The sequence below is a fragment of the Sphaerobacter sp. genome, assembly GCF_019683595.1.
In the GTDB taxonomy this organism is placed as follows: Bacteria; Chloroflexota; Chloroflexia; order Thermomicrobiales; family Thermomicrobiaceae; genus Sphaerobacter.
In genome coordinates this window covers 1-12,759 of sequence record NZ_JADGHZ010000103.1, presented here as the reverse complement: position 1 = coordinate 12,759, position 12,759 = coordinate 1, and the positions used below count along the sequence as shown (strand labels likewise).

Sequence of the window (12,759 nt, the reverse complement as noted above, 5' to 3'; positions counted from 1 at the left end):
CCCCCTCTCCCACCAGGGGAGAGGGGGTGATGGGCACGAGCCACGCAGATGTTCCCCCTCGCCCAGGGTTGGGCGAGGGAGTCAGGGGCCGTCACTCCACCACCATGCCCAGTTCGGCGGCGAGGTCGTGGGCGGTGGTGACCGGTTGGCGGCAGGCGTAGTTGCGGCAGACGTAGGCGGTCGGCTGGCCGTCGTGCGCGGTACGGCCGGCGAGCAGCGGGATGACCTTGTCCTCGCCGTCCCGGTCGGGGTGGCGCAGGGCCACGACCTGATGCGGGAGGTAGGGCTGCTGCACCACGGCCAGCATCTCGGCCATGGCCGGCGCCTGGGGATCGCCCACGAGCGCGATCTCGTGCGCCTCGGCGAGTGCCAGGTCGGCCGCGCAGAGGAGCTGGCCGAAGCCGGTCGGTGCCTTGGCCGCCAGCGCGGCGAAGCGCTCCAGCACCGTCATGGCGCGCCGGCGGTACTCGTCTTCGCCCAGGAGCAGCCCGAGCCGCAGCAGGGACTCGGCCATCAGCGCGTTGCCGCTCGGGGTCGCCGAGTCGAACGCGTCCTTGGGCCGGGCCACGAGCGGCGCCTCGTCCGCCGCGGTGTCGAAGAATGCGCCGCCCTCGTCGTCCCAGAAGTCGGCGATGGCGCGGTCGGTCAGATCGCGTGCCCAGGCGATCCAGCGGGCGTCGAAGGTCGCCTCGTAGAGCGCGACCAGTCCGGCGATGAGGGACGCGTAGTCCGCCAGGTAGCCGGTGATCTTCGCCTGGCCGTCCTTGTAGGAGTGGAGGAGGCGGCCGTCGCGGTAGAGGTGCGTGCGCAGGAAGGTGGCGTTGCGCACGGCGGCGTCGCGCAGGTCCGCGCGGCCGAGGGCGATGGCCGCCTGGGCGAGCGCGCGGAGCATCAGGCCGTTCCAGTCGGTCAGGACCTTCTCGTCGCGGCCGGGCCAGACGCGCTGGGCGCGCGCCGCGTAGAGCTTCTCCCGCGCCGGGCCGATAATCCCGACCAGCTCGTTGAGCGTCAGGCCGAAGGCCGCGGCGACAGACTCCGGCGCTTCCGGCACGTGCAGGATGCTCTTGCCCTCGAAGTTGCCGCCGGGGTGCACACCGTAGTAGCGGGCGACGATCGTCGCTTGCTCCGGGCCGAGCACCGCCTCCAGTTCCTCGGGCGTCCAGACGTAGAACTTGCCCTCCTCGCCCTCGCTGTCGGCGTCCTGGGTAGAGTAGAAACCCCCGTCGGGCGAGGTCATCTCGCGCAGGACGTACTCGATCGTGTCCAGGGCGGTGGCGGCGTAGAAGGGTTGGCCGGTCGCCTGGTAGGTGAGCGTGTAGAGGCGCGCCAGGAGGGCGTTGTCATAGAGCATCTTCTCGAAGTGGGGCACCAGCCAGGTCGCGTCGACGGCGTAGCGGTGGAAGCCGCCGCCGATCTGGTCGTGGATGCCGCCCCGCGCCATCCGCTCCAAGGTCAGCTCGACGATGCGCAGGGCGGTGTCGGACCCGGTGCGGAGGCGATAGCGGAGCAGGAACTCGAGCGCCATCGGCGGTGGGAATTTGGGCGCCCCGCCGAAGCCGCCGTTCGCCTCGTCGAACTGGCGCGCGAGCCCGCTGGCCGCCTCATTGAGCAGGGCCGGGGTGATCGCCGTCTCTGGGAGCGACCAACGGAAGTGCTCGGTGAGGTGACCCTGGATGTCATTAGCCGCCTGCTCCAGGTCGTCGCGGCGGTTCCGGTAGGCGTCGGCCACGGCCAGCAGGACCCGGGGGAAGCCGGGTATGCCGCCGCGGTCATCCGGCGGGAAGTAGGTGCCGGCGTAGAACGGCTTGCCGTCGGGCGTGAGGAAGATCGTCAGCGGCCAGCCTCCCTGGCCGGTCATCATCTGCGCCGCCGCCATGTAGACGGCGTCCAGGTCGGGGCGCTCCTCGCGGTCCACCTTGATGTTGATGAAGTGCTGGTTCATCAGGGCGGCGATGTCCGGGTTCTCGAACGACTCGCGCTCCATGACGTGGCACCAGTGGCAGGCGGCGTAGCCGATGCTGAGGAGGATCGGCTTGTCCTGGGCGCGAGCTGCCTCCAGTGCCTCCTCGCCCCACGGGTACCAGTCGACCGGGTTGTGCGCGTGTTGCAGCAGGTACGGGCTGGTCTCGTGCTGGAGTCGGTTGGCCATATCGGTCTCCTGTCAGGATGGGGGTACAGCAGAGGAGCCGAGGCGTCGCTCCCGGCTCCTCCAGCATAGCAGATACGGTTCCAGGCAGGCGGGATCAGGCGCCGCCCGTGGCCTGCAGCAGGTCGGTTCCGGTGGGGTGCAGGCGCGGGGCAATGATGCTCTCCGCGAGGCGCGCGATAATCTCCGCGATTCGCCCCTCCGGGAGCGCTCGCTGGGTATAGTGGACCGCGCCGCCAAGGGTGAACCCCTCGGCGAGGGTGAAGCTGACGCCCGGAGAGACTTTCCGCTGGAGCGTGAAGCAGACCGATCCAGGCCGGCCGGCGACGATCTGCACGCTGTCGGCACCATCGCTGAGGGTGACGGTATCGCCGCCCCGGGCCTGCAAGCACTCCGTCAGGATCTCCGCTGTCGTCATCATGGATCTTCTTTCTCGGCACCACCAGTGGCCGGCGCCACCTGGTGGCGCTGCGGGAACGAATTCGGCCAACCGGTAGCCATGGAGCGCAGATTCCGTGCCGCAGCGCGGCAGGGCACGCTGATCCGGCACCGCATCCAGCGCTGGTGGAACAATCCGGCGAACGGTTGCAGCGTCGCGCCTCCGCCTCGCATGGCGCAGCAGCGGGAGACGGCGTGACGCACACGATCTTGGCCGGGACGGTGGGATGCCCGTACACTGAGCCGAGCTGGAGCGATGGCACTCCGGTACGTCCGGAGAGGAGGGTGCGGTGCAGGCGCTGCAGTTCAGCGACAACATTCCTCGCTATGTGCTGTCCAAGGTCGTCGGTCGGGGCTATCGGAAGGTGTTCTGGAGCGACCTCGCCTGCTTGCAGTTGCGGGATGTCCCGCCGCCCCGCCTGCCGACCCCCGAGTGGGTGCGCATCAAGACGCGCTACGGCGGCATCTGCGGCAGCGACCTGGGGACGATTCTCCTCCACACCAGCACTTCCACCACCCCCTTCGTCTCCTTCCCCTTCACGCTCGGCCACGAGAACGTGGGCACGATCGAGGAGGTCGGGAGCGCCGTTGAGGGGTTCACCGTCGGCCAGCGGGTCGTGGTCGATCCGGTCCTTGGCTGCGAGGTGCGCGGCTTCCGCGACCTGTGCCCGGCCTGCGCGCGGGGCGACCGGAACCTCTGCCTGCGCTTCCGCGAGGGGACCATCGCCCCCGGGATGCTCACCGGCTTCTGCCGTGACACCGGCGGGAGCTGGAGCCCCAGCTTCGTCGCCCACCGGTCGCAGCTTGTCCCGGTGCCGGACAACGTCTCCGACGAGAATGCGCTGATGGCCGAACCGTTCGCCGGGGCGCTGCATGCCGTCCTGCGCAACCGACCGGAGGACGATCAGACCGTGCTAGTGCTGGGTGCCGGAGTGCTCGGCCTCTGCACCATTGCCGCGATCCGCGCCGTCGGCTCGCGCGCGCGGATCATCGTCGCGGCGCGCCACCCGCTCCAGCGAGAGATGGCCAAACGCTACGGGGCTGACGTGGTCCTGCGCGAGACGCGCGGTGTCGATCTCTACCGCGCGGTCGCCCGCGAGACGGGCGGCGACGTGCACAAGCCGGTGATCGGCAAGCACATCGTGCGCGGCGGCGCCGACCTGGTCTTCGACTGTGTGGGGTCGGATGAGACGCTTGACGACGGCCTGCGCCTGACCGGTCCCGGCGGCAGGCTGGTGCTGGTCGGGCTGGCGGCGGTGCCGAGCGGGGTGGACTGGTCCACCATCTGGCTGAAGGAGATCACCGTCCGCGGCACCTACTGCTACGCGATCGAAGAGATCGACGGCGAGCGCATCTCGACCATGGCGCTGACAGTGCGGCTGATGGCCGAGGGGAAGCTCGACCTGGCGCCGCTTGTCACTCACCGCTTCCGCCTCGAGAACTACCGCGAGGCGCTGGACACCGTCACCCGCAAGGGCCGAAGTGGCGTGATCAAGGCCGTGTTCGCGTTCGACTGAAGCCTCCTGCGTGTCCCGGCTCCCGTGTTCCGCGTGGCGTCCCTCATCCTCCGGGTGCACGGAGCACGGGACACGCAGCACACAAAACCCCATCGAACTATCAAGTCCACCTCATCCCGCCGTGCGACGTCGCAGCGTTGGCAAGCCTCTGACTGAGGTGCCTCGTGCCACTTCGCCCGAACGGGCGGATACGACTACAACGCAACATCGAAACATGGAATGAAAGATGCGATACTCGCGTCACGCGAGTGTCACCGATTTGGCTAGATGTTTGTGTCCCGGTCATCCTGAGTGGAGCCGTCGATCGCCCCGTAGCCGGCTCCCTTCGAATCACTGGATCTCGCGTCGGCACCACTTCCACGCCCGGCGGGGCCGGCTGGATGGAGTTTGAGGAATTACCGTGATCCACCGGAGTCGCCACTGTCGCTCGATCGCTGTCATCCCGAGTGCAGCCGGGGGCGGCGGCCAGCCGGCCCCGGTGTAGCGAAGGATTCCTCCGCTGCGTCGCTGAGCCGACGCGAGATCCTTCGGCTCGGACGGAGCCGCCGCCCGCGGCTCTCGCTGCGGACTGCTCCGCTCAGGATGACAGCGCGGGAACGGGGGACGAGATTCATCCGTCAACGTTCATCAAGCCCGCCCGGAACCGCTCAGGGTAGCCAAGGGACGAGAACGGGGGATCTCCCGCACATGGTCGTGGTGACGTGTGAAGCCGCACGGGGCTGCGGCAGGGAGAAGCGCCGGCAGCCGATCGGTCGCGCGGTGTGCCGTGGGTCGAGAGAGGAGGTGTGTCCGGAGACCAGCCATTGGGGGAGCGGCCGACGGATCAGGCGTTGCCTATCGCCTTGCCGTGGTGCCGTTGGTCAGGTCTTCAGGTCGCGGCGCCCCACCGTGAGCCGGGGGCTGCTGCCTGGTGAAGGGGGAGGATCCCACGATGCGACGCATGCTCACGCTCGCTGTGTTGCTCGCGCTCGCGCTGAGCCAGCTCGCGTTGCCGGCCGGCGCCGCGAGCCCGACGCGCTCCTACTTGATCCTCACGCAGGGGAACACCCTTCCGCCCGGGATCGCGAAACAGGTGGAGGCCCAGGGGGGTACCGTCACCCGTGCGATCCCGGAGGTAGGCGTCCTCGTGGCCCAGAGCGCCGATGCCGAGTTCGCTGCCAAGGCGGCGCGCCTCGGAGGCGTGCGGTCGGTCGTCCCGAACGTGAAGCTTCAATGGACGCAGCCGGTGGCCCCGGTCACCCTAAGTGCCGCCGAGGCGGCCGCGGTTAAAGGCGACGGTGTGACCGACCCGTTCCTCGCGCTGCAGTGGGGCCATACGGCGGTCAAGGCTCAGGAGGCGTGGGCCAAGGGCGTGCGGGGCGCCGGAGTCCGGGTTGCGGTGCTCGACACCGGCATCGACGCCTCCCACCCCGACCTCGCCGGCCAGATCAACCGGGATTTGAGCATCTCGTTCGTGCCGGATGAGGACTGGACCTATACCCCGGGCACCGGCTTCAGCCACGGGACCCACGTCGCCGGCACGATCGCCGCCGCGGCCGACGGGCAAGGTGCGGTTGGGATCGCTCCCGAGGCGGAGCTGGTCGGGGTGAAGGTCCTGTCGGATGCGGAAGGGTCCGGCACCTTCGAGGCGGTCATCGCCGGGATCGTTTACGCCGCCAACATCGACGCCGACATCATCAACATGAGCCTCGGCGCCGTGCTCGCCCGCAGCGGCTACTGCGATGAGGAGGGCTGCGTCAGCGCCCGCGAGGTGGCGGAGTTGATGGCCGCGCTCGGACGCGCCACCACCTACGCCTACCAGCATGGCACCACGATCATCGCCTCGGCCGGTAACGACGCCATCAACGGCGACAAGGACAAGGACGGCCTCCATGTGCCGGCGGATGCCCCGCATGTCCTCTCGATCTCGGCCACCGGGCCGCTCGGCTGGGCGCTCGACCCGTCGACCGACCTCGACGTCCCCGCGATCTACACCAACTACGGCCGCTCGGCGATCGACTTCGCCGCTCCCGGCGGCAACGTCGACGTCGAGCTCGAAGAGTCCGGCCTGTGGTGTTTCGTCTCCGGTGTCCTGGCCCCGTGCTGGGCGTTCGATCTGGTCTTCAGCACGGTTGAGGATGGCGGCTACGGCTGGGCTGCCGGGACCAGCATGGCCGCACCGCACGTCTCCGGCGTTGCGGCGCTGATCATCAGCCAGAACGGTGGCTCGATGAAGCCGCCGCATGTGGAGCGCGAGCTGCGCCATGCGGCGGACGATCTAGGCCAGCCGGGGAACGACCCCTTCTACGGCAACGGCCGGGTCAACGCGGAGCGGGCGATCCACTAGCCCTGCCGGGTGCTCCAGCATGATGACGGGCCGCCCAATTGGGGCGGCCCGTTCCGTGTTCGCGCAATCACTGGACTTGCATGTCCCGTGGCCGGCGAACTGGCACTCACCACGCCTTACGGGCAGCCGTGCCGCTCGACGGCTACGACATCGGCACCTGGGGGATAATCTTGCCCTCGATGCGCTCGAAGATCTCGTCGAGGCTGTGGCCGGTGATCGTCACCCCGTGGTTCTTGAGCCCGATCACGGCGCGGCTCGGGTCCGGCTCCTGTCGCACCAGCTCGGCCACGGCGGTCGCGAGCTGGATCGTGCCGCACGGGTAGTTGATCTCGGTCGAGCGGATGCCGTCCATCCAGGCGTGGACGTGCACGATCGCCCCGACCTCCGGATGCTCGCGGTAGATCATCCAGTGCTCGATGGCGTCGACGGAGACCCGGCGCGGCTGCACGTTGGGTGGCACGCTCAGGATCATGGCCGGCGTCTTCGGGTCGAAGTCGGAGACGAGCAGGATATCCCGCCCGATGACCTCCAGCTTGCTCTTGTCGACGCCGCTGGCGCTCATCCAGAAGCGCTTCTCGTCCTTGCGGGCGCTGAGGTTGCCGTAGCTGAGCCCGCCGATACCGTAGAGGCGCATCACGTGGCGCAGGTCACGCGGGCCGAGGATCTCATGGATCGGGAACGGGGCCGGCAAGAGGTTCATGGCGTCCAGCTTCTGCCCGGCCCGGGTGAGCTGCTGCGTGATCTCGTCGCCGTTCCAGAGCTCCTCTTCCAGGTCGGTCTTGAAGACGTTGTTGATCACCAGTTGCGACGAGGCCAGCGGCTGGATGCGGTCGTAGATGCGGGCGAAGAACTCATCATCCTCCCCCGGGGTGTACGTGACGACGTAGTGGCCCTGCTCCATGGTCAGGAAGTGGGCCTCCAGCCCGTTCTCGCCCCGTGCCAGGAGGATGCCGAGATTGGAGAGTGCCCGAACCAGGTAGGGGTAGCCGGTCCGGATGAAGTCCTCGGGGTAGTAGTCAAGATCGACGATGGCCGTGACGAACGTCGCCTGCGCCTTCCGCCGGTAGGGCTGCGGGTTGTCCGGGTCGACGACGTTGAGCACGAGCCGGATATCCGGGACCGGCTTTTCGTGGTAGGTGTGGCCCCGGCGGAGCAGTTCCCGCTTCAGCCCTTCGGCGAACCAGCGCTGAGTCTCGGTCCGCAGCTCGCCGATCAGGGAGAAATCCTGTGCGGCTGCCTGGTTGGCGTCCAGAATCGCGTACCCCGTTTCGACAGTCATGATATCGCCACCAACTTCCTGCACTCGCGGGCTGGATTGGGTCCGCCACGAGCGACATACCAGCGCCGCGATCGTGGCGCCCGCTGGGATTCTTGCAGATACTGCGCCGCGGGTCAACGGCGCGAAGTTCTCGCAACCGGCACGCTCAGGTCGTTTGCGGCTCGTACGCGGAGAGAACGGGGTAGGACGACCGCGCGAATATCGGTCGCCCCTGGTTGCTCACCGTCGCACTCGAAGAGCAACGTGCCCTCCGCCTCGACCACGACCTCCCGGCCGGACCGGTGGAGCACCGCCGCGTGCCCGATGTGCCGTCCGCGGTAGACCCGCGGCAGGAGCGACCCGAGCAGGACCCGGCGGGGGACCTCCCGCAGCACCAGCACCTCGAACAGCCCGTCCGTCAGCGAGGCCATCGGGGCCATGTCCATGCCGCCCGCGTGATAGCGGCCGTTGGCCAGCACCACCATCCCAATCGGCCCGTGGAAGATCGTCTCGCCGTCAACCACGACGCGGGCGACGTGGCCGCGGAAGGTGAGGATCGTCCGCGCCGCGCCTAGGAAGTAGGCCAGAAATGGGCCGAGCGCCTTGGACGAGCGGTTGAGCAGCGCGGCGGTCTCCGCGCCCAGGCCGACGTCGGCCACATTCAGGAAGTAGCGGTCGTGCGTGGCGCCGTCTTCCTGATAGGTGATCCTCCCGACGTCCACCGAGTAGACCTTCCCATCGGTCAGGATCGTCAGAGCATGGTCGGTGTTGCGGATGCCGAGGGAGCGGGAGAAGTCGCGTCCCGTGCCGCACGGGACGACGGAGAGGACGACGTCGGGCGCGAGCGGCCGGCCGTCATCAAAGAGGCCGTTGACCACCTCGTTCAGCGTCCCGTCGCCGCCGGCCACCAGGATCTCGCGCGCGCCGCCGAGGACGGCGTCCCGAGCCAGACGGGACGCGTCGCCTGGGGCGCTGGTCAGGTGTTCCCGGACCGTGATGCCCCGAGCGCGGAGGCGCGCTGCCACGCTCGGCCAGACCCGCCGGGTGCGGCCGTTCCCCGAGGCAGGGTTGATGATGGCGTCGACCTCCTGGATCATCCAGCTCCCTCGTGTGTTCGAGTGTGCGATGGCAGCAAGCGCCTGCCGCCCGGCTCGTAGTCGGGCGCCTTCAACATCGGCGCGGGTCGGATCGAGCGGGCTCCGAACCCGCCCCTACTCGCACGTTCGAGACGGGTGGATGACGCGGGCTGAGTATATCGGGAATGCCCCATCCTGCGGAAGAGGCGGGGGCTGGGTCGCTGACGGTGCACGCTGGTCGGCCTGTGCCCGGGGCTCAAGCCCCGGGCTCACAAGGAAAGCCGGCTGAAGCCGGCTGGGGTGATGCAGAGCCGGCGCCTCGGCATGATGGACCCCGCGTTGCGGCGCGTGCCCGGGGCTAAAGCCGTCGGGCTGATAGTTTGGTAAGCCCACTGAAGGGGCTACGATGACCACATCCGGGCAGATCCAATCCGGCACCCCGACGGACATCGCATCCCCAGCCCCTTCAGTGGGCTTTGCTTGTCAGCCCGGCGGCTTTAGCCCCGGGCACCTGCCGAGCGCGGAATCCGTCACACCGCCACGCTGGAACAGGAACACGGTGCGACGTTGACCTCCCCGGCGCCCGGCCGGTCGTCTCTACATGGGCCGCACGGTGAGGCGCCCTTGCTGCCAGACATGGGTGACGTGCCGCAGGGCGGCGACGCTGGCGGTGGGGTCGCCCTCGACCAGGATCAGGTCGGCCGCCAGCCCGGCGCACACCCGGCCGATTTCGCCCTCCAGACCTAGGGCCTCGGCTGCGATGCTGGTGGCCGCCGCGAGCGCTTCTGTCGGCGGCAGCCCTGCCCCGACCAGGCACTCGATCTCCTTCAGCAGCGATGGGTGCGGCGTGCCCGGTGAGCCGGCGTCCGACCCCGCGCCGATGCGCACCCCGGCGTCGCGCGCGATGGCAACCGCTTCCCGGTGTCGCTCGACGATGGCCCGGGCCTTGGCGCTGGCGTACTCAGGCACGCCATCCGCGCCCGCGACCTGCTGGTAGACGAAGAGCGTCGGAACCAGGATGGTGCCCGCGTCGGCCATGCGCTTGGCCTGCTCGCGAGTCAGGAAGTGGCCGTGCTCGATGGTGTCGATCCCGGCGTCGAGGCAGTTGGTGATTCCCTCCTCGCCGATGGCGTGCGCCGCGACCTTCACCCCGCGCCGGTGGGCCTGCTGGGTGATGATCGCCAGCTCCTCCGGCAGCAGCTCCACGTCGTCGACCGCCTCGCCGGCCGCGCGACCGTAGACCCCGCCGGTCGCGGAGACCTTGATGACCTGCGCCCCGGCGAAGAGCTGGGTGCGGACGCCCTTCAGCGCCTCGGCTGGGCCGTCGACCATGAGGCCCCAGAAGGGATCGTGGCCGCCGGTCATGATCAGGGTGCGGCCCGAGGCGATGATGCGCGGGCCGGGCACCCACCCCGCGGCGACCGCCTCCGAGAGACGGATCGCCAGGTCGTGCGGCGAGCCCAGGTCGCGCACGGTGGTAATGCCGGCGTCGCGTTGCGCCAGACCGTGGCCCACGCTCCGGAGCAAGGTCTGCTCCGGCGTCTCCAGCGCCAGGGTCGCGACCGGGTCGGCGCCGGCGCTCCAGGTCAGGTGCACGTGCAGGTCGATCAGCCCGGGGAGCAGCGTGCGCCCCTCTCCCGCGACCAGCCGCCCGCTGCTTCGTGCCTCCTCGAGGAGACTGGCCGGCACCGCGCCCGCCGGCAGGATGTCCGCGATGCGCCCCGCGTCGATGACCACCGTGTGGCGGCCGTCCAGGAGCTGCTCGCCATCGAAGATCGCCACGTCGTGGATGACGTAGTTCCCTGCCACCGTCGTCTCTCCCTCGCCTGTTCCCGACCCACGGAATCCGCGTCGAATCGGCCGGATCCCCCGCCGGCCGCGACCGGTGACACTGTACCGCATCGCCAGAAGGGTGCGCACGTACGCGGGTTTCTGGGTTGACAGCCGTGGAGAGCGGCTGTTATCCTGGCCCCGCGATGGTGCGGTCGCATTATGGGGGACGTGCCGGCTCGGGGGAAATGCCGGCGCAGGCGACCGCGCGCGACATCGGGGGAGGAATCGGGAAGGGTGCGGGATCGCTGGGACGACCAGCGACGCGACCCGGTGCTTGATGCTGGGTCGACGCTCGCCGGGTCGCATGACGCTGTGAGATTCGGCTGGCGTCCGTGGGAGGACGCCGGCATTAGCGGGGACGCTCGCCCCGCCGCATCGCCACCCACATCGCCGGAGACGGCCGCAGCGCCGGAGTCTCCTCGGCTCGCCCCCGCATCACCGCTCCCTGCGTTCACGGATGAATCGCCGGACAGTTCCACGCCCGAGGTGACGCCGCGCCGGTCGCGGCTGAGCACACGGCTGACCCACGCGGTGGTGCTCGCCGTCGCGGTCGCGGTAGTGGCCGGAGGCGGGTTCTGGAACCGCGCCCCGGTGCCGAGCCAGCCGGGCGGCAGCGATGTGATCCGGCACGCCTCGGCTGTGGGCGCGGGGGGTCCGGACTTCGCCATCCCGGCCTTCGGCGGGATCGGCCTGAGCGGCTACCTGAGCGCGGCGGGGGTCTCGGTCACGGTGCCGCAACTTGAGATCGCCACCTACGTGACGGTCGAGGGGCAGACGGTGGCCGATGTGGCGCGGGAGACCGGCCGCACAGTCGAAACGCTGCTGGCCGCCAACAATCTGATGGATGCTGAGAGCGCGCTGCCGGCCGGGACGTCGCTGCGGGTGCCGCCGGTCGACGGCATTCTGCACACGGTCGTCGAGGGCGACACCGTTGAATCGCTGGCCGCGACGTACGGGGTGGAACCGTCCGCCATCCGCGACTATCAACCCAACGGGTTGAGCGCCGGGGCGCCGCTGGTGGTCGGGCGCGATGTCATGATCCCAGGCGGGACGCGGCCCGAGCCGCCGCCCATCCCGACGCGGGTCGCCATCGCACCGGAGGGGCCGTCGCCGGTCGAGCCCGGAACGCCCGCGCCGGAGGCACCGGCGGCACCGGAGCCTGGCGTCGCCACCGGGTCGTTCATCTGGCCGGCCGACGGCGTCATCACCCAGTACTTCCACGAGGCCCACAGCGGGTGGGATATCGCCAACGACTTCTACACGCCGCTCTACGCGGCCGACGGCGGCGTCGTCACCTTCGCGGGCTGGAATGACTACGGCCTGGGCTACGCCGTCAGCATCGACCACGGCAACGGCTTCGTAACCTGGTACGGCCACATGGCCGAGGAGCCCGCGGTGTCGGTTGGGCAGCCGGTGGCGCAGGGGGATTATATCGGCCCGATGGGCAGCACCGGCTACTCGACAGGGCCGCACGTACACTTCATCATCGAGCTCGACGGGGTCTTTCAGGATCCAGCGCTGTACCTCCACTAGGGCGTGGTGCCGGGCTGCCAGCGACCGTATGGTATAATCCGGCCGCCTCGGTACTGGCGCGGATGGGGACGGTCGGCGGACCGTCGGTGCCGGGCGCGACGACGGGGGAGCGCCCCTGCCGGGGGCGGCTGCCAAGGTACAGGGGGGTAGGAGGTCCCATCCGGCATGATCCGACCGCTCAGCGCGCTGTTCGGCCTGTTCAGCCGCGATCTCGGGATCGATCTCGGGACAGCCAATACCCTCGTCTACGTGCGCGGGAAGGGCATCGTCATCTCCGAGCCGTCGGTCGTCGCCGTCGATAAGAAGACGCGGCGCGCGCTGGCCGTCGGGGTCGAGGCGAAGGCGATGGTCGGCAAGACGCCGGAGACCATCGTGGCCGTCCGCCCGCTAAAGGACGGGGTCATCGCCGACTTCGACACCGTCGAGATGATGCTGCACTACTTCATCCGCAAGGTGCACGTGCAGCGTTTTATGGCCCCCCATCCGCGAGTTGTCATCGGTATCCCCAGCGGCGTCACCGAGGTTGAGAAGCGCGCCGCGAAAGACGCGGCGCTGAGCGCGGGTGCGCGCGAGGCGTACACCATCGAGGAGCCGATGGCGGCCGCCATCGGGGCCGGCCTGCCGATCAACGA

At 69.5% G+C, this 12,759-nt stretch carries 9 protein-coding genes; 4 read left to right on the top strand and 5 right to left on the bottom strand.

The window, feature by feature from the left end; genetic code table 11:
- Nucleotides 1-91: 91 nt before the first annotated feature.
- Nucleotides 92-2,149, bottom strand: a complete 2,058-nt coding sequence (locus tag IRZ30_RS11385; RefSeq protein ID WP_294085240.1) for a thioredoxin domain-containing protein — start codon at nt 2,147-2,149, stop codon at nt 92-94.
- A gap of 94 nt (nt 2,150-2,243) precedes the next feature.
- The gene (locus tag IRZ30_RS11380; protein ID WP_294085239.1) at nt 2,244-2,567 is read right to left on the bottom strand and encodes a hypothetical protein; all 324 of its coding nucleotides are present in this window, start codon (nt 2,565-2,567) and stop codon (nt 2,244-2,246) included.
- A 307-nt stretch (nt 2,568-2,874) separates the two neighbouring features.
- Here IRZ30_RS11380 and IRZ30_RS11375 point away from each other — a divergent pair, with 307 nt between their 5' ends.
- Both IRZ30_RS11375 and IRZ30_RS11370 read left to right on the top strand, forming a co-directional pair.
- Complete coding sequence (locus tag IRZ30_RS11375; RefSeq protein WP_294085238.1) at nt 2,875-4,101, top strand: zinc-binding dehydrogenase; 1,227 nt, start codon at nt 2,875-2,877, stop codon at nt 4,099-4,101.
- A gap of 931 nt (nt 4,102-5,032) precedes the next feature.
- Nucleotides 5,033-6,427, top strand: coding sequence for a S8 family serine peptidase (locus IRZ30_RS11370; RefSeq protein WP_294085237.1), 1,395 nt, complete (start codon nt 5,033-5,035; stop codon nt 6,425-6,427).
- A 142-nt stretch (nt 6,428-6,569) separates the two neighbouring features.
- Here IRZ30_RS11370 and IRZ30_RS11365 read toward each other — a convergent pair whose 3' ends face one another.
- The 3 genes from IRZ30_RS11365 to IRZ30_RS11355 form a co-directional block, all read right to left on the bottom strand.
- Nucleotides 6,570-7,706, bottom strand: a complete 1,137-nt coding sequence (locus tag IRZ30_RS11365) for a class II aldolase/adducin family protein (protein WP_294085236.1) — start codon at nt 7,704-7,706, stop codon at nt 6,570-6,572.
- A gap of 113 nt (nt 7,707-7,819) precedes the next feature.
- A complete protein-coding gene (locus IRZ30_RS11360; RefSeq protein ID WP_294085235.1) occupies nt 7,820-8,782 on the bottom strand; it encodes a diacylglycerol kinase family protein in 963 nt (320 codons plus the stop codon).
- Nucleotides 8,783-9,358: 576 nt separating this feature from the next.
- Complete coding sequence (locus tag IRZ30_RS11355) at nt 9,359-10,570, bottom strand: amidohydrolase family protein (RefSeq protein WP_294085234.1); 1,212 nt, start codon at nt 10,568-10,570, stop codon at nt 9,359-9,361.
- 258 nt (nt 10,571-10,828) lie between these two features.
- Between IRZ30_RS11355 and IRZ30_RS11350 the strand changes: the two genes are divergently transcribed.
- Together IRZ30_RS11350 and IRZ30_RS11345 are read left to right on the top strand one after the other, a co-directional pair.
- Entirely contained in the window at nt 10,829-12,127 is a 1,299-nt protein-coding gene (locus IRZ30_RS11350; RefSeq protein ID WP_294085232.1) for a M23 family metallopeptidase, read from the top strand.
- A gap of 165 nt (nt 12,128-12,292) precedes the next feature.
- Nucleotides 12,293-12,759, top strand: a 467-nt coding sequence (locus tag IRZ30_RS11345; RefSeq protein ID WP_294085230.1) for a rod shape-determining protein, incomplete at its 3' end; no start/stop codon positions are given.